At 68.3% G+C, this 17,479-nt stretch carries 17 protein-coding genes; 9 read left to right on the forward strand and 8 right to left on the reverse strand.

The features are described 5' to 3' along the window. Window positions 1-342: 342 nt before the first annotated feature. From ACW17Y_RS11435 to ACW17Y_RS11470, 8 genes are all read left to right on the forward strand, one after another. Window positions 343-1,593, forward strand: a complete 1,251-nt coding sequence (locus tag ACW17Y_RS11435) for a hydrolase (protein ID WP_492035824.1) — start codon at window positions 343-345, stop codon at window positions 1,591-1,593. 197 nt (window positions 1,594-1,790) lie between these two features. Continuing rightward, window positions 1,791-2,798, forward strand: a complete 1,008-nt coding sequence (locus ACW17Y_RS11440; RefSeq protein WP_492035825.1) for an arginine N-succinyltransferase — start codon at window positions 1,791-1,793, stop codon at window positions 2,796-2,798. Next, window positions 2,795-4,258, forward strand: coding sequence for a succinylglutamate-semialdehyde dehydrogenase (gene astD / locus ACW17Y_RS11445; RefSeq protein WP_492035826.1), 1,464 nt, complete (start codon window positions 2,795-2,797; stop codon window positions 4,256-4,258). Before ACW17Y_RS11440 ends, astD begins: the two co-directional genes overlap by 4 nt. Then, on the forward strand, window positions 4,255-5,586 hold the full coding sequence (gene astB / locus ACW17Y_RS11450; protein WP_492035827.1) for an N-succinylarginine dihydrolase: 1,332 nt from the start codon (window positions 4,255-4,257) through the stop codon (window positions 5,584-5,586). Before astD ends, astB begins: the two co-directional genes overlap by 4 nt. 9 nt (window positions 5,587-5,595) lie before the next feature. Beyond that, window positions 5,596-6,030, forward strand: a complete 435-nt coding sequence (locus ACW17Y_RS11455) for a hypothetical protein (protein WP_492035828.1) — start codon at window positions 5,596-5,598, stop codon at window positions 6,028-6,030. Continuing rightward, window positions 6,027-6,584 carry a GNAT family N-acetyltransferase gene (locus ACW17Y_RS11460; protein ID WP_492035829.1) on the forward strand — a complete coding sequence of 186 codons (558 nt, stop codon included), beginning with the start codon at window positions 6,027-6,029 and terminating at the stop codon, window positions 6,582-6,584. Before ACW17Y_RS11455 ends, ACW17Y_RS11460 begins: the two co-directional genes overlap by 4 nt. A gap of 2 nt (window positions 6,585-6,586) precedes the next feature. Continuing rightward, the gene (locus ACW17Y_RS11465) at window positions 6,587-7,198 is read left to right on the forward strand and encodes a DUF998 domain-containing protein (RefSeq protein ID WP_492035830.1); all 612 of its coding nucleotides are present in this window, start codon (window positions 6,587-6,589) and stop codon (window positions 7,196-7,198) included. Next, complete coding sequence (locus tag ACW17Y_RS11470; protein WP_492035831.1) at window positions 7,195-8,490, forward strand: MFS transporter; 1,296 nt, start codon at window positions 7,195-7,197, stop codon at window positions 8,488-8,490. Before ACW17Y_RS11465 ends, ACW17Y_RS11470 begins: the two co-directional genes overlap by 4 nt. A gap of 43 nt (window positions 8,491-8,533) precedes the next feature. On the opposite strand, the gene ACW17Y_RS11475 is transcribed toward ACW17Y_RS11470, so the two are convergent. The 3 genes from ACW17Y_RS11475 to hspQ form a co-directional block, all read right to left on the reverse strand. Next, window positions 8,534-8,899, reverse strand: a complete 366-nt coding sequence (locus tag ACW17Y_RS11475; RefSeq protein WP_492035832.1) for a hypothetical protein — start codon at window positions 8,897-8,899, stop codon at window positions 8,534-8,536. Next, window positions 8,896-9,771, reverse strand: coding sequence for a phenylalanine 4-monooxygenase (phhA, locus tag ACW17Y_RS11480; RefSeq protein ID WP_492035833.1), 876 nt, complete (start codon window positions 9,769-9,771; stop codon window positions 8,896-8,898). Before phhA ends, ACW17Y_RS11475 begins: the two co-directional genes overlap by 4 nt. Window positions 9,772-9,838: 67 nt before the next feature. Further along, window positions 9,839-10,153, reverse strand: coding sequence for a heat shock protein HspQ (gene hspQ / locus ACW17Y_RS11485; protein ID WP_492035834.1), 315 nt, complete (start codon window positions 10,151-10,153; stop codon window positions 9,839-9,841). Between the two features lie 148 nt (window positions 10,154-10,301). Between hspQ and ACW17Y_RS11490 the strand changes: the two genes are divergently transcribed. Then, entirely contained in the window at window positions 10,302-11,420 is a 1,119-nt protein-coding gene (locus ACW17Y_RS11490; RefSeq protein WP_492035835.1) for a Ppx/GppA phosphatase family protein, read from the forward strand. On the opposite strand, the gene ACW17Y_RS11495 is transcribed toward ACW17Y_RS11490, so the two are convergent. The 5 genes from ACW17Y_RS11495 to gyrA form a co-directional block, all read right to left on the reverse strand. Then, entirely contained in the window at window positions 11,387-12,283 is an 897-nt protein-coding gene (locus ACW17Y_RS11495; RefSeq protein ID WP_492035836.1) for a peptidylprolyl isomerase, read from the reverse strand. The genes ACW17Y_RS11490 and ACW17Y_RS11495 overlap by 34 nt on opposite strands. Beyond that, complete coding sequence (locus tag ACW17Y_RS11500; RefSeq protein WP_492035837.1) at window positions 12,280-13,161, reverse strand: peptidylprolyl isomerase; 882 nt, start codon at window positions 13,159-13,161, stop codon at window positions 12,280-12,282. The genes ACW17Y_RS11495 and ACW17Y_RS11500 overlap by 4 nt, the downstream gene beginning before the upstream one ends. A 19-nt stretch (window positions 13,162-13,180) precedes the next feature. Beyond that, the gene (gene coaD, locus ACW17Y_RS11505; protein WP_492035838.1) at window positions 13,181-13,663 is read right to left on the reverse strand and encodes a pantetheine-phosphate adenylyltransferase; all 483 of its coding nucleotides are present in this window, start codon (window positions 13,661-13,663) and stop codon (window positions 13,181-13,183) included. A gap of 50 nt (window positions 13,664-13,713) precedes the next feature. Continuing rightward, a complete protein-coding gene (locus ACW17Y_RS11510; RefSeq protein ID WP_492035839.1) occupies window positions 13,714-14,511 on the reverse strand; it encodes an aminotransferase class IV in 798 nt (265 codons plus the stop codon). Between the two features lie 130 nt (window positions 14,512-14,641). Next, entirely contained in the window at window positions 14,642-17,419 is a 2,778-nt protein-coding gene (gyrA, locus tag ACW17Y_RS11515) for a DNA gyrase subunit A (RefSeq protein ID WP_492035840.1), read from the reverse strand. Between the last annotated feature and the right edge of the window lie 60 nt (window positions 17,420-17,479).

Raw genomic sequence — 17,479 nt, forward strand, 5'->3', positions numbered from 1 at the left:
GACACAGTGTAAGCCCGGCCCGGGAGGGGGCGCACATAAAGGCTCTAAATAGACCCGGGCGTTGAAATCGTTGGGGTCCTGGGCGGATGTGTTGATGGGTATGGGGTGCTCTTCCTTCTCCCCTTGCGGGAGAAGGTGGCCGCGAAGCGGACGGATGAGGGGTTGTACCGCGGTCGGAGTGAGGGCTGCCGGGGGTTCAATGGAGCGGCCGGTGCGACCCCTCACCCGCCGGCGCCAGGACGATCGCTGCGCTCTCGTGCGCCGTCTCCCTCTCCCGCAAGGGGAGAGGGGCACAGGAGCAATGCCTTCACCTTTCCCGCCACCCCGGCTAGAAGTCCCACCATGCGGATTCTCCCACAGGATCAGGCCGCCCTCGACCTGGTCGGGCGGGGCGAGGCCGATCTGATCGACCGCGCGGTTCGATGGGCGAACGTCAACTCCGGCAGCGATCATGCGGAAGGTCTGGAGGCCGTGCTCGGCCTGCTCGAGGTCGAGGCGGGGCGTTTGTCGGCCACGGTCGAGCGGATTCCAACGCAGGGCTTCTCCACTATCGGCGACGACGGGTCGGTGCGTCCGCAGGCGCGGGCCGATGCGCTGAAGATCACGGCGCGACCGGAAGCGCCGGTCCAGGTCGTGCTGACCGGCCACTATGACACCGTCTATCCGGCCGACAGCGCCTTCCAGACCGTGGTCACACGGCCCGACGGCGCGCTGAACGGGCCTGGGATCGCCGACATGAAGGGCGGCATCTCCGTCATGCTCGGGGCGCTCGCGGCCTTCGAGCCCCATCCGGACCGGGAGCGGATCGGCTGGACCGTCCTGTTGTCGCCCGACGAGGAGATCGGCTCGCCGGCCTCGGCGCCGCTGCTGGCCGCGCTCGGCGCGCGCGGGCATGTCGGCATGACCTATGAACCGGCGCTGGCGGACGGGACACTTGCGGGGGCGAGGAAGGGCAGCGGCAACTTCCACCTGATCGTGACCGGCAAGGCGGCCCATGCGGGGCGGGCCTTCCACGAGGGAACCAATGCGGTGGCCGGGGCGGCGATGATCGCCGCGGCCCTGCACGGGCTGAACGGGCGGCGCGAGGGGGTGACGGTCAATGTGGCGCGCATCTCCGGCGGCGGGGCGCTGAACGTCGTCGCCGACAACGCCGTGGTGCGGTTCAATGTGCGCGTGCCGGATGCCCAGGCCTCCGCCTGGATCACCGATGCGATCGGCGAGATCGTTTCGATGCCGCCGTTCGAGGGGCTGACTCTGGACCTGCACGGCGGGATGACGCGGGCGCCCAAGCCGATGGATGCGTCGCAGACCGCTCTGTTCGAGGCGGTGCGGGAGACCGGGGCCCTGCTGGGTCAGGCGATCGCCTGGTCGCCGTCCGGCGGGGTATGCGAGGGCAACAACCTGCATGCCGCCGGCTTGCCGAATATCGACACGCTGGGGGTTCGCGGCGGGCTGATCCATTCGTCGGAAGAGTTCGCCTGGCCCGACAGTTTCGTCGAACGGGCGCAGCTGTCGACCCTGATGCTGTGCAAGATCGCCTCGGGCGAGATCGATGCGCTGAAACTCAAGGCGCTGCGTTTGGAGACGATGTGACTCCTGCTTTTTTCCTTTCGTCATCCTCCGGCAAGGCGCCCTGCGCGCCGCAGACCGGGGGACGAAGCGGCGCCGAAGGCGATCTGTTCAGGCAGTCTGTGTCCGCGACAGTTTCGCGCTATCGCGCGCCGCTGTGTCCCCCGGTCTCGCTACGCTCGCCGGAGGATGACGAAAGAATAGTGGGAGTGATTGTCTAGATGCTCGTCGTTCGTCCCGCCGGTCCCGCCGACCTCGATCACCTGCTGGAGCTGGCCATCCTGTCGGGCCCCGGCTTCACCAGCCTGCCTGAAGATCCCGACCAGTTGTCGGAGCGGCTCGACGTCAGTCGCGACAGTTTCACCGGCGCCATTCCCGTGCCCGACCGATGGTTCACCCTCATGATGGAGGAGACCGACACCGGCGACGTCGACGGCATCGCCAGCGTCAAGGCGACGGTGGGGCTGAAGCGGCCGTTCTTCTCGTTCCGCATCTCCAACAATCCGGCGCAGTCGCCGTCGCTGGGCATCCGGATGGATCACCAGACCCTGACGCTGGTGAACGAGTGCTCGGGCTGGACCGAGGTCGGGTCGCTGTTCCTGAAGGCGGACCGGCGCAAGGGCGGCGCGGGGCGGTTGCTGAGCCAGTCGCGGTACATGCTGATCGGGGCCCAGCCTGAGCTGTTCGCCGAGACGGTTCTGGCCGAGCTGCGCGGGGTGTTCACGCCAGACGGCGCCTGTCCGTTCTGGGACCATGTGGCGCACAAATTCTTCCCCATGCCGTTCGATCAGGCGGACATGATGACGGGATCGACGGACAAGCAGTTCATCCTCGACCTGGCGCCGCGGCACCCGATCTATGTCGACCTGCTGCCTGAGCCGGCGCGGGCGGTGATCGGCAAGGTGCATCCGCAAGGGGTGGCGGCGATGGCCTTGCTGGAGAGCGAGGGGTTCCGGCCGAACGGGCTGGTGGACATCTTCGATGCCGGACCGACGGTGGCCTGTCCGCGCGACCACATCCGCACGGTGCGGGATGCGCGGCGGCTGAGCGTCGTGGTGTCGGAGGAATTCGAGGCCGAGTTGCCGGCTCTGGTCTCAACCGACAGCGTAGAGACGTTCCGGGCCGTGCGGGCGCGGGCGGCGATCGAAGGCGAGACCGTGCACGTGACCGCGGAGACGGCGGCGGCGCTGAAGGTGCGGGCGGGTGATAGGGTGCGGGTGAAATCATGAGCGACGGCAAACTCTATCTGAACGGCGCATGGGTCGACGGCGCGGGAGACGGGTTCGCCTCCTTCGATCCGGCGACAGAGGCGCGGGTCTGGCGCGGGAACGAGGCGTCGGGGGCGCAGGTCGGGGCCGCCGTCGAGGCCGCACGCGCGGCCTTCCCCGACTGGGCCGACCGGCGGCGCGACGAGCGGATCGCGGCGATGAAACGCTATCAGGCGGCGTTGAAGGCGCGGGCGCCGACCTTCGCCGAGGCGATCAGCCGCGAGACCGGCAAGGCGCTGTGGGAGACCACCGCCGAACTGGGGTCGATGGCGGGCAAGGTCGATCTCTCGATCCGGGCCTATGACGAGCGGACCGGCGAGCGGACGTCCGAGACGGCGTTCGGGACGGCGACCTTGCGGCATCGGCCTCATGGTGTGGCGGCGGTGCTGGGGCCGTTCAACTTCCCGGGTCATCTGCCGAACGGCCATATCGTGCCGGCCCTGCTGGCCGGGGACACGGTAGTGTTCAAGCCGTCGGAGGAGACGCCGCACGCGGGTCAGCTGATCGCCGAATGCCTTGCAGAAGCCGATCTGCCGGCCGGGGTGTTCAACCTGGTGCAGGGCGGACGCGATGTCGGGGCGGCCCTGCTGGACCAGCCGATCGACGCCCTGATGTTCACCGGCTCGGGTGCGGCGGGCGCGCATTTCCGGCGCAAGTTCGCCGACGATCCGCATGTGATCCTGGCGCTGGAACTGGGCGGCAACAATCCTCTGGTGGTCTGGGATGCGGCGGACGCGGAGGCCGTGGCCGGGATCGTGGTGCAGTCCGCGTTTGTGACCACCGGGCAGCGGTGTTCCTGCGCCCGGCGACTGATCGTGCCTGAGGGGGCGCAAGGGGACGCCATCGTCGAGGCGGTCAACGCCCTTGTCGAACGACTGATCTTTGCCCCATGGGATTCGACGCCGGAGCCCTATGCCGGGCCGCTGATCTCCCAGCGCGCAGCGGAGCAGGCGCTGGCTGCGCTGCAGCAGCGGATCGATCTGGGCGCGAAAGTGATCCGGGCGTCGGGGCCGGTCGACAACCTGCCGGGCGCCTTCGTGAAGCCGGCGATCCTCGACGTGACCGGGGTCGAGGTCCCTGACGAGGAGATGTTCGCCCCCTTCCTTTCGGTGACGCGGGTGGGGTCTTTCGAGGCGGCGATCGCGGCGGCCAATGCGACCCGCTACGGGCTGTCGGCAGGCCTGGTCAGTGACGATCCGGCGAACTGGGACCGGTTCATCCGGCGCATCCGGGCCGGGGTGGTGAACTTCAACCGCCCGACCACCGGCGCCGCCGGAGACATGCCTTTCGGCGGCCTGGGCGCCAGCGGCAACCACCGGCCGAGCGCGTATTACGCCGCCGACTATTGCGCCTATCCGGTCGCCAGCTTCGAGGCCGGTGCGGTGAAGAATATCGAGGGCGAGATCAGGGGACTGCGATGAGCGCCGTCGAGGCCAACGCGGATGGGCTGATCGGGCCGACGCATTCCTATGCGGGGCTGTCGCCGGGGAACCTGGCCTCCAGCCTGAACGAGGGTCAGGCGTCGAACCCGCGCGCTGCAGTGCTGCAGGGGCTCGACAAGATGAAGCGGCTCGCGGACCTGGGGCTGCCGCAGTTCGTCCTGCCGCCGCACGAGCGGCCGGATATTCCGTTCCTGCGGCGGCTGGGCTTCTCAGGGACCGACGGCGCCGTGCTGGAGCGGGCCTGGAAAGAGGCGCCGACCTTCGCCGCCGCCGCCTGTTCGGCGTCCCCGATGTGGGCCGCCAACGCCGCGACGGTGACGCCCGGCGCGGATGCCGCCGACGGCCGGGTGCATTTCACGCCGGCGAACCTGCACACCAACCTGCACCGGTCGCTGGAGCATGCGCAGACGAAGCGGGCGCTGGAGGCTCTGTTCCCCGATCCGCAGCGGTTCGCCGTCCATGACGCCCTGCCCGCCGTCGCTCACTTGTCCGACGAGGGTGCGGCGAACCATGTGCGGCTGTGCGCCGGGCACGGCGAGCCGGGGGTCAATCTGCTGGTCTGGGGGCGGGACGCCTTCGAGCATTGGGACGGTCCCTACCCTGCCCGGCAGACACGTCAGGCGTCAGAGGCGGTGGGGCGGCGGCATGGAGCGTCGGGCGTCGTGCTGGCGCAGCAGTCGCGGGCGGCGATCGCGGGCGGGACCTTCCACAACGACGTGGTCTGCGTCGGGGCGCTGGAGACGCTGTTTCATCACGAGCTGGCGTTCGAGGACACAGCCGCGACCCATGCCGCGATCCGGGCGGCGGCGAGCGGGTTCGAGCCGGTGTTCGTGGAGGTGTCGAATGAAGATCTGCCGCTGGCCGATGCGATCTCCTCCTATCTGTTCAACTCGATGCTGGTCTCGCTGCCGGGCGAGAACCGGCTGACCCTGATCTGTCCGACGGAGACGCGCGACAATGCGAGGGCGCATGCGGTGGCGCAGCGGCTGGTCGCCTCGAACGGGCCGATCGGGCGGGTCGAGTATGTCGATGTGCGCCAGTCGATGCGGAATGGCGGCGGGCCGGCCTGTCTGCGTCTGCGCGTCGTCCTGACCGAGGCGGAGCTGGCGGCGACAAACCCGGCGATGCGGCTGACCGACGACCTGCATGCGCGTCTGGCCGCCTGGGCCGGGCGCTGGTACCGCGAGACGCTGCCGCCGGCGGACCTGGCCGATCCGGCGCTGTTGGAGGAGCGCCGGGGCGCTCTGGACGAACTCACGGCCCTGCTTAAGCTGGGAAGCGGCTTCTACCCCTTCCAGCGAACCTGACAGGATCCCATGGCGCAGAACCCGTTCCTGATCGTCGGCGGCGTGTTGAGCGCGGCGGCGTCCCTGCTGCATCTCGCGGTGATCGCGGGCGGGCCGTCCTGGTACCGGTTCTTCGGCGCCGGCGAGGGCATGGCGCGGATGGCCGAGCGGGGATCGCTGACGCCGACGCTGGTCACCCTCGGCATCGCGGCCGTGCTGGCGGTGTGGGCGGCCTATGCCTTCTCGGGGGCCGGGCTGATCGCGCGCCTGCCCCTGATGCGGACGGCCCTGGTGCTGATCTCGGCGGTCTATCTGCTGCGAGGGCTGGTGTTGGTCCCCGCCTTCATCGCCAACCCGGGCGGCGTCACGCCCTTTGTGTTGTGGAGTTCGCTGATCGTGCTGGTCTACGGCGTCTGCTACGCCGTCGGGACCTGGATCGCCTGGCCGGCGCTGTCGCAACGATGACCCTGACCCACCGCATCGCCACCGAGGCAGACATCCCGGCGCTCGTCGCCCTGATGGATCTGGCCATCTCGGGCCCGCTGGCCGACTTCCTGACGCCGGACCAGGTCGCGGCCAGCCGGGTGCTGATGGGGCTGGACAGCCAGATCATCGCCGACCGCACCTATTTCATCGTGGAGGCCGACGGCATGCTGGCGGCCTGCGGCGGATGGAGCCGGAGGATCACGACCTATGGCGGCGACCATACGCCGGGCCGGGTCCCGGAGCCGTTGACGCCCGGCGTCGATGCGGCGCGGGTGCGGGCCATGTACACTCACCCCGATTTTCTCAGGCGCGGGATCGGCCGGATGATCCTGGACCTGTGCGAGGCGGCGGCGCGGGCCGAGGGCTACACCTCAGTCGAACTCGTCGCGACCATGGGCGGGGAGCCGCTGTATCTGGCGGCCGGCTATCGCGAGATCGAGCGGTTTGAGGATGATCGCGGCGGGGCGCCCGTGCCTCTGGCCAGGATGGGCAAATCCCTGAAGGATGGCGCTGCCGACTTCGGGGGAAAGTGATCTTGCGCCAACTCGCCTTCGCCGCCGCGATCCTGAGCCTTGTCATCCTCGCGGTGGCCACGATCTCGGCCGGGTTCGCCTATCCGGGCTACGACCATCTGCGCCAGTACATCAGCGAGCTGGGCGCGACCGGGACAGTGACGGGACCGGGCGTCAGCTATGCCTTCATGGCGTCCGGGGTGCTGCTGGCCGCCTTCTGGCTGATGTGCATCCCGCTGTTTCCGCGCAGCCCGTTGGCGGTGATCGGCTTTGGCCTGAGCGCGCTGAACGGTCTCGGCCTGATGTTCGGCGGGGTCTTCCCGTGCGATTTCCAATGCTCTCTGGCGAACCCGAGCCCTGCCGCCCTGCTGCATGAGGTGCTGGGCGGCATCGGCTATCTGTGCGGGCTCGTGGGCCTGGCGCTTGTCGGGATGGCGGCCAAATCCTGGCCTCGCGGGCGAGACCTGTTTCATCTGGCCATCGTCTGCGGGGCGCCCGCCGCCGGCGCGATCTGGCTGATCCATCCCGGATTTGAATTCTATGGCGGAGCCCAGCGCGTGCTGGAGATCGCCTTCGCCGCCTGGACCGTGGGCGTCGCCCTTGCCGTCCGCCGGCCCGTGGAGACCGCAACATGACCGACGCGCACCCCAGGATGACCCCCGCCCGCCGCCTGCGGAACATCATCGGGGGATCGGCCGGCAATCTGGTCGAGTGGTTCGACTGGTTCGCCTATGCGGCGTTCACCGTCTATTTCGCGCCCGTCTTCTTTCCCAAGGGCGAGCCCACTGCACAGCTGCTGAGCACCGCCGCCATCTTCGCCGTGGGTTTTCTGATGCGTCCGATCGGGGCCTGGGTCATGGGAGTCTATTCGGATCGCAAGGGGCGCAAGGCGGGGCTGACGCTGTCGGTCAGCCTGATGTGTGCGGGGTCGTTGCTGATCGCCTGCACGCCGGGTTATGCGACCATAGGCATCGCCGCGCCGATCTTTTTGCTGATCGCGCGGATGATGCAGGGGCTGAGCGTCGGCGGCGAATACGGCTCCAGCGCCACCTATCTGTCGGAGATGGCGACGGCGAAGCATCGGGGCTTCTGGTCCAGCTTCCAGTACGTCACGCTGATCTCGGGCCAGCTGCTCGCGCTGGCGCTGCTGATCGTGTTGCAGCGGACGCTGGGCGAAGAAGCGCTGAGCGCCTGGGCCTGGCGTATCCCGTTCTTCGTGGGAGCGGCGCTGGCTGTCGTGGTGTTCTGGCTGCGTCGCCGGCTGGACGAGACCCGGGCCTTCCAGTCGGAAGAGACACGTTCGGGCCCGAAATCGAGCGCCCTGGAGCTGGTGCTGCGTCATCCGAAGGAGGCGCTGATCGTCATCGGCCTGACCGCCGGCGGCACGCTCGCCTTCTACACCTACACGACCTATCTGCAGAAATTCCTGACCAACACCTCGGGTTTCACAAAGGCGCAGGCGACCGAGATCTCGGCGGCGGCCCTGCTGATCTTCATGCTGATCCAGCCGCTGGTGGGGGCGCTGTCGGACCGGATCGGCAGGAAGCCCGTGATGATCGCCTTCGGGGTGCTGGGCCTGTTCTGCACCGTGCCGATCATGAGCACCCTGGCGGTCACGACCAACGCCTACGCCGCCTTCGCCCTGTCGCTGGCGGCGCTGGTGATCGTGTCCGGCTATACGGCCATCAACGCCGTCGTGAAGGCCGAGCTGTTTCCGGCCCATATCCGGGCCCTGGGCGTCGCCCTGCCCTACGCCATCGCCAATGCCGTGTTCGGCGGGACGGCCGAATACGTCGCGCTGTGGTTCAAGCTCGATGGGCGCGAGAGCCTGTATTTCTGGTACGTCACCGGAATGATCGGGATTTCGCTGATCACCTACGTCCTCATGCGGGATACGAAGGCGAAGAGTCTGATCACGGAGGACTAGCTTCCTTCCGTGCACCCCCGGCCTTCGCCGGGGCGCACGGGGATTATTGAGCTGGAGAGCCTTCCGTCTGAGCCGGGACCGTTGCAACGGTTGCAGCCGGAGCCGTCACAGGCGCAACCGGCGCAGGCGCGGCTGCGTCGCCCTCTGCCAGATAGACCACCCGGCACTCGCCATCGACCGTTGTATAGCGGCCGTTGGCGGCGTCGACGAAGGCGATGCGGCCCTCCTCGCTGTGTTCGACCTTGCCCGTTGATCGGCCGGAGAAGGTCTCTGTCCCATAGGTCCAGCAGGTGATGTCGGCGGGCTTGTCGCCCCAGGTCGCGGCGTTCCGGGCGCGCTTGGACTCGGTGCAGGCGGCGGCCGAGACGGCCAGGCCGGCGATCAGAACCAGGGTGATCGTGCGGGTCATGCTGCGAACCTTCCGCCCTTGTGGGCATAGGCCTGGGTGCCGTGGGTGATGACGCGGTCGTAGGGCTGAATGGCCTCGATGCCGATCTCGGACGCGCCCTTCAGGCGATCATAGATGGGGCCGAAGTCCTCAAGCGTCGCGTCATTCAGGGCCTCGATCGAGGGGATGACGAAATAGACCTGCTGGAAGTCGTCGATGCGGTAGTCGGTCCGCATGATCCGCTCCAGGTCGAAGGCGATGCGGTTGGGCGACGGGTCCTCCAGCGAGAAGACGCTCTCGGTCGCCGACGACACGATGCCCGCGCCGTAGATGCGCAGCCCCTCTCCCTCGTCCATCAGGCCGAACTCGACCGTGTACCAGTAGAGGCGCGCCAGGTTCTTGAGCATGCCCAGAGACTGGGCCCGCTGCCCCCCCTTGCCGTAGGCCTGCATGTAGTCGGCGAAATTCGGATCGGTCAGCATGGGGACGTGGCCGAAGACGTCGTGGAAGATGTCCGGCTCCTGCAGGTAGTCGAGCTGGTCGGGCTTCCTGATGAACTGGCCCGACGGGAAGCGGCGGTTGGCCAGGTGGTCGAAGAAGACGTCGTCGGGCACCAGCCCGGGCACACAAACCACCGTCCAGCCGGTCAGGGCCTTCAGCTTGGGGTTCATCAAGGCGAAGTCGGGGATACCGCCGGTGTTCAGATCCAGCGCCTTCAAGCCCTTCATGAAGGCGTCAGAGGCCCGCCCGGGCAGGATGTTCATCTGGCGGGCGTAGAGGGTGTCCCAGGTGTCGTGCTCGACCTGGGTATAGGCGCGCCAATTCTGGGAGATCGTCCAGTCCGCCGCCGCGCCCTCGGGCGGGGTTTGAAAGACATGTTCGAAATCAGCCATCACGCGCTCCTTGAACCGTCAGTCTAGAGACCCGACGGCCAAGAGCCAACGGCCGGATCAGGCCCAATCAGTGAATAGGCTGCGCGCGGGGTGCGATACGACCATTCCCGTCCATGCTGAACCAGTGGGCCTGATCGGCGGCCGACAGGGGTGCGACGTCGGGATCGTGTTCGAGCACATTCTCGGCGGCGTAGATCAGGAAGCCCGCGTCTCCGCCCATGGCCAGGACGCGATAGAAGGGCTGGTCGCGCTTGTCAGGGCCGGGCTCGTTCGCAGGTCCCGCATAGGCGGCGTCGACATCGACGACCACGCCACGGAAGGCTTCCTCGCGGTGACGCACGATCTGGCCGAGGCCGAATTTGGCAGTCAGGGACTGGGTCATTCTGCACGGATACGACCCCGCGCCTGAGCGGAATGCCCGTGGTCCTGTTCATCTTCGCGACAGATAGGCTTGGCGCGGACGGATCGGCCGGACTAGATTGATCGGGACGGGCGCCCGTTCTGGACGCGCCCACTTGAAAGTTCGGCCCATGCCGGAACCCGACGGCGCGCCAAGGCGGCGCGACGAGCGGTCCCGGGTCCAACGGGCGTCCATGCGGGATTCGTCGGGTCGCGACGGTCCCGTGTTCGGCGCCCTTGATCTGGGGACCAACAATTGTCGCCTGTTGATCGCGCGTCCGGCGCGGACCGGCTTTCGCGTGGTCGACAGCTTCAGTCGCATCGTGAGACTGGGCGAAGGCCTGTCGCGGACCGGTCGTCTCGACGACGCGGCCATGGACCGGGCCTATGACGCCCTCGCCCTGTGCGCCGAGCGGGTCGTGCGACGCGGCGTCGATTCCGTCCGGCTGAGCGCGGTCGCGACGCAAGCCTGTCGGCAGGCCGAGAACGGCGAGGAATTTATCGACCGGGTCCGGCGCGGGACCGGGCTGAAGCTGCGAATCATCGATCCTGCGGAAGAGGCTCGACTGTCGGTCGAAGGCTGTCTGAACCTGTTCGACCCCGAGGCCGAGGCGGTGCTGGTCATCGACGTCGGCGGGGGGTCGACCGAGCTGTCCTGGCTGAGGAAGTCGGGCGCGGAGATGAAGACCGTGGCCTGGATGTCCGCGCCGCTGGGCGTCGTGACACTGGCCGAGCGGCACCCGGAACCGGAGGGGTCGGGCGAGGACTGGTACGAGGCGATGGTCGGCGACATGGGCGCGGCCCTGGCGCTCGGACAGTTCGACGACGAGGAATTCCGGCGCCTGTTCGCGACGGGCCGGGGCCATCTGGTCGGGACCTCAGGCGCGATCACCAGTCTGGCGGGCGTGCATCTGAACCTGCGGCGCTATCAGCGCGACCGGGTCGACGGCCTTTGGATGACACGGACCGAATGCGATGCGGCGGCCGAGAAGCTGAAGGCCCTGGGGCCCAAGGGGCGGGCGGCCGAGGCCTGCATCGGGCCGGACCGCGCCGATCTGGTGCTGGCGGGCGCCGCGATTCTGGACGCCGTGCAGCGGGCCTGGCCCAGCGAGCGGGTGCGGGTCGCCGACCGGGGTCTGCGCGAAGGCCTGTTGCTGCAGCAGATGCGCGAGGCCCGCAAACCCCAGCGGCGGCGTCGCGGCCGGGGTCGCGGGGGTCAGACCGCCGGGGCGGCCGCGCCCGAAACCTGAACCGGCAGGACGATGTCGCAGATCGAGAAGTCCGCGCCCCGCGCCGTGCGCACGCCGTCGGCCAGGGTTCTGAAGGCGGCCGAAGCCGTGTCCAGCACCTGAACCACCGGCCGTTCGGCCTCGGGCAGGTCGGATGCGATGCGGACGCGGATCATGCGGTCGGGTTCGGCGGTGACCGCCCCGTTGTCGCCGTCTCCGACCTTGATGGCCCGCACGACGTCCAGCCCGGACACGACATTGCCCCACACGGTGTAGCGCTTGTCGAGCGCCGGATAGGGCTGGCGCATCAGGAAGAACTGCGAGTTGGCGCTGTCCGGGGCATCGTCGCGGGCCATGCCGGCGACTCCGGGGCAATAGGCGCCCCAGCCGTGCACCTTGCCGTCGCCGGTCGTGGCCATGAGGGTCGTCGGCTGGGTCTGGATCGGCAGGCTGTTCAGGAAGCCCAGAATGGCGCCGGCGGGCGACGCGACCGGCGTGAAGGGCGTCTCGGGGCCTCGACGGAAGGTGAACTCACCCTTGATGTCGGGGTAAGGGCTCTGACCCTCGCCGTTGCCCAGCGGGTCGCCGGTCTGGGCCATGAAGCCGTCGATGACGCGGTGGAAGACGATGCCATCGAAGAAGGCCCTGCGGGTCAGAAGCCGCATCCGCTCGACATGCAGGGGCGCGGCCTCGGGGGCCAGTTCGACCAGGACGCGGCCCCGGTTGGTGTCGATGATCATCAGGTTGTCGGCGGGGACCGTGCGCCAGTCCGTCGGGGCTGAGGCCGCCTGTTCCGGAGCCGTCGCCGCCGTCTCCTGCGCCTCGGCGACGGATGCGCCCGCCAGAACCAGACCGATCGCCAGAGCCGTCAACCGCATCGTCATCCCCCTGTAACCTCGGCCACCGGCTGCATGTCGCAGACCGTGAACTGTGCGCCGCGCGCGGCGCGGACCTGCGCCACATGCGCCTGGAAGGCCGCCGAGCGGGCGTCCAGAACCCGGACCGTAGGACGCTCGCCCTCGGGCAAGGCGGCGGCCGTGCGCACGTGCGTCATCGTATCCGGATTGTCCGTGACGGCGCCGTCGGCGCTCTCCGGCCCGGCCTTCAGCAGGCTGACGACCTCCAGGCCCGATACGATGCGGCCGAAGGCGGTGTAATTGCCGTTCAGGACCGGATTGGTCGCCATCATCAGATAGAACTGGCTGTTAGCGCTGTCGGGCGCCCCTGAGCGGGCCATGCCGGCCACGCCGGTGCAGAACAAGCCGCCCGCATCGACCTTGAAGTCCGCCGTCACCATCATCTGGGCGTCCGGCTGGGTCACGACCGGCAGGGAGCCGACCAGACCGACGATGCCGGTCGGGGCCCCGCCCTCGATCGGGGCGAACCGTTCGTCGCGGCCGCGACGGAAGGTGAACTCGGCAGCGATGTCGGGCAGCTCTGAACCGCCCGCGCCCGTGCCCAGCGGGTCGCCGGTCTGGGCCATGAAGCCGGTGATGACGCGGTGGAACTTCAGACCGTCGTAGAAGCCCTGGTCCGCCAGGGTGCGGATGCGCTCGACATGGCGCGGCGTGGCGCGCGGCTCAAGCTCGACCAGGATCCGGCCCTTCGACGTATCGATGACCAGCAGGTTCTCGGGCGCGATGGTGCGCCAGTCGCTTGCCGCAGGGATCGGGGCGCCGGTAGGAGGCGCCGTCTGGGCGATGGCTGCGGCAGGGGCGAGGACCGACAGGGCGGCGGCGAGGACGTAAGGCGTGATCTTCAAAACAGTGTCCTGAGGCGTTCTAGCGTTTGACGCGGTCGCGCACGGCGGCGGCGATGGCGGGGCTGACGAAGCTGGAAATATCCCCGTCCAGCCGGGCGATTTCCTTGACCAGCCGCGAGGCGATGGCCTGGTGGCGCGGGTCGGCCATCAGGAACACGGTCTCGATGTCGTCATTGAGGCGCTGGTTCATGGCCGTCATCTGGAACTCGTACTCGAAGTCCGCGACGGCGCGCAGGCCGCGCACGATGACGTTGGCGTCAAGCTTCTCGGCGAAATGCATCAGCAGGGTCGAGAAGGGCTGAACCTCGATGTCGGCATTCAGCCGGGCGACCTCGGCCTTGACCATCTCGACCCGTTCGGCGGTCGAGAACAGCGGGCCCTTGTCGTCGTTCTGGGCGACGCCGATGACCAGCCGGTCGACCAGCTTCACAGCCCGGCCGATGATGTCCATGTGGCCGTTGGTGACGGGGTCGAAAGTCCCCGGGTAGAGCCCGATCCGCATGCGTTTTGTCCCCGGCTTTTGGCTTGATTAGCAGGCGTTGCGGGCCCGGCCTAGATCAGCTGGGGCGTGTTCGACGACCAGGCGTGTGCGATCCGTTCGATCCGCTCCGGGGAGGCGACGAAGACCTGGTCGCCGATGGCTGTGATCGGACAGGCGGGCGTCGCGCTGTTGCACAGGAAGGCGCCGTCGAAGGCGTCGAGATCGCGAACGAAGACAGGCCGGGTCACACTCTCCAGCCCGACCGTCCAGAGGTTCGCCCGGATCAGACTCTGGGCCACCCCGTCCAGCATGGGCGCCTCGGGCCAGATGACCGTTTCGCCCGTGAGGAAGCCGATATTCCAGGTGGCCCCTTCGGAGATGAGGCCGTCGGCGTCGGCGAACAGGACGTCGTCGAAGCCGGCCTGTCGCGCCAGCCGGCGGGCGTGGATGAGGGGGAAGATGGCCGTGTGCTTGATGTGAGCGTCGGTGCGGACATAGGTCCGGAGCTGGGCGCGTACCGAGGTCGCGAGCGGAGCCGGCGGGGCGGAGACCGTCGTCATGACCCTTGGTCGGACCTTCGCGGAGGGGCTGCGGGGCAGGATCTCCGGAGCGAACAGGCCGACGCGGAGCCAGGCGTCCCGCCGGTCGACGACGGCGATGCGAATCAGGTCGCGCAGACGGTCCTCGCCCACCGGTTCTCCGAACAGTTCGATCGCCGAGGCGTCCAGGCGGGCGAGGTGCAGATCGAGACCGCGCACGCCGCCGTCCGCCAATCGGAAGGACGTGTAGGCGCCGTAGTTGACGATGGCGAGGTAACGGAGGTCGTCGTCGGTCGGCGGGAGGCCGTCGATGAGGAGGTCGGATGCCATCTAATCCTCCCCCGTCGGGGGAGGTGGCTCGAAGCGGAGCGAAGAGACAGAGGGGGCTCGCCGCGAGCAACGGAGTTTGGGGCTAGCCCCCTCCACCGCTTCGCGGTCCCCCTCCCCCGACGGAGGAGGACTAAGCCTCCGCGTCACCGCTGTCTTCGACCTCGGGCTCATCCCCGCCCGAGTCCGCCAGACGCTCGACCGACACGACCTTCTCGCCCTCGGCGGTGCGGAAGATGGTCACGCCCTGGCTGGAGCGGCCGACGATGCGGACCTGGCCCACGCGGGTGCGGATCATCTGGCCGCTGGAGGTGACCAGCAGCAGATCGTCCGAGTCCTCGACCGGGAAGGCGGCGGCGAGGCGCGTACCGGCGCGACCGCCGAGGCCGTGGGCCGTGAGCCCCTGCCCGCCCCGACCCGTGCGACGGTATTCATAGGCCGAGGAGCGCTTGCCGAAACCGGTCTCGGTGACGGTCAGGATGAACTGTTCGGCCGCGCCCAGTTCGGCGATACGTTCGACCGACAGGGCGGCGTCGCCGGAGCCTTCGACCTCATCGTCCGCCTCGACCACAGCCGTGTCGTCCTCGCCGTCCGTCGCGCGGCGCATGGCGTTGGCGTGTTTGACGTAGGCGGCGCGTTCGTCCGGCGTGGCGTCGACACGGCCGAGGATGGCCATGGAGATCACCGCGTCGTCGCCCTGGAGGCGGACGCCGCGAACGCCGGTCGAATCCCGGCCCTTGAAGACGCGGACGTCGTCGGCCTTGAAGCGGATGGCGCGGCCGCCGGCGGTGGTCAGGAGGACATCATCCTCCGAGGTGCACAGGGCCACGCCGACCATGTGGTCGCCGTCTTCCAGCTTCATCGCGATCTTGCCGGCGCGGTTGACGGTGGCGAAGTCCGACAGCTTGTTCCGGCGCACGTCGCCCGAACGGGTGGCGAACATGATGTCGTAGTCGCCCCAGGTGGTTTCGTCCTCGGGCAGGGGCAGGACGTTCATGATCGAATCGCCGGGCTCGATCGGCAGCAGGTTGACGAAGGCCTTGCCGCGCGAGGTCGGGGCGCCCAGCGGCAGGCGCCAGACCTTGAGCTTGTAGGCCTTGCCGTTGGTGGCGAAGAACAGGACGGGCGTGTGGGTCGAGGCGGAGAACACGCCGACGACGGCGTCCTCGTCCTTCATCGTCATGCCCGACTTGCCCTTCCCGCCGCGATGCTGGGTCCGGTAGGCGTTGAGGGCGACGCGCTTGACGTAGCCGCCATGGGTGACGGTGACGACCATGTCCTCACGCGGGATCAGGTCCTCGTCTTCCAGCTCAAAGTCGCCCTCGCCGATCGTCGTGCGGCGCGGCACGGCGAACTCGTCCCTAACCTTCAGCAGGTCTTCGCGGATGATGGCGATGATGTTCTTGCGGTCCGACAGGATCGTCAGGTGGCCCTGAATGGTGTCGGCCAGACCGCGCGCCTCGCCGAAGATGTCGTCGCGTCCGAGGCCGGTCAGGCGGCTCAGCGTCAGGCCCAGGATGGCGCGGGCCTGTTCGTCGGTCAGCTTCAGGCTGTCGCCGTCGATCAGGACGGAGCGCGGATCGGCGATCAGCTCGACCAGGGCGATCATGTCGCCGACGGGCCAGGCCTTGGCCTGCAGGCGTTCGCGCGCCTCGGCCGGATCGGCGGAGGAGCGGATAATGTGGATCACCTCGTCGATATTGGCGACGGCGACGGCCAGACCGACCAGGACGTGGCCGCGGTCGCGGGCCTTGGCCAGCTCGAACTTGACGCGTCGGACCACGACCTCTTCGCGGAACTCGAGGAAGACCTCGAGCATCTTGCGCAGGCCCATCTGTTCAGGGCGGCCGTGATTGAGGGCCAGCATGTTGACGCCGAACGACGACTGCATGGCCGTGTAGCGCCACAGCTGGTTCAGGATCACGTCGCCGGAGGCATCACGCTTCAGCTCGATGACGATCCGCATGCCCTGACGGTCCGATTCGTCGCGGACGTCGGAGATACCTTCGAGACGCTTCTCGCGGACCATTTCGGCGATGCGTTCGATCAGGGTCTGTTTGTTGACCTGGAACGGCAGCTCGGTGACCACGATGGCTTCGCGGTCCTTGCGGATCGTCTCGACCGAGGCGACGCCGCGCACGATGACCGAGCCGCGACCGTCGCGCAGGGCGTTGCGGGGCGCGGTCCGGCCAAGGATCTCGCCGCCCGTCGGGAAATCCGGTCCCGGCACGATGTCCAGGATGGCGTCGTCGGAGATGTCGGGGTCATCCAGCAAGGCCACGGCCGCGTCGACGATCTCGCCCAGGTTATGGGGCGGGATGTTGGTGGCCATGCCGACGGCGATGCCGCCCGCGCCGTTGACCAGCAGGTTCGGGATCCGCGCCGGCAGGACGACGGGCTCCAGCTCCTTCTCGTCGTAGTTCGGCTGGAAATCGACGGTGTCCTTGTCGATGTCGGCCAGCAGGGCGCTGGCGGCCGGGGCCATCCGAGCCTCGGTGTATCGCATCGAGGCGGGCATATCGCCGTCGACCGAGCCGAAGTTGCCCTGGCCGTCGATCAGCATCAGACCCATCGAGAACGGCTGGGCCATGCGGACCAGGGCCATATAGACCGAGGCGTCGCCGTGCGGGTGGAAGCGGCCGAGCACGTCGCCGACCACGCGGGCGCACTTCGAATAGCTGCGCTCCGGCGTCATGTTCAGGTCGTGCATCGAGTAAAGGATGCGACGGTGAACCGGCTTCAGACCGTCACGGGCATCCGGCAACGCACGGCTGACGATCACGCTCATGGCGTAGTCGAGGTAGGAGCGTTTCAGCTCGTCCTCGATCGAGATGATGGAAATGTCCGAGCCGCCGGAACCGCCTCCGGAAACGGGAGGCGGTGCGGCGTTATCGTAGCTGTCGTCGGTCAAGGATTTTAGGCTTTAGATGGCCGGAATCGGAACGTGATCCGCTGTCCGGTTTTCTAGCAT

Source organism: Brevundimonas sp. AVps7, assembly GCF_058681545.1.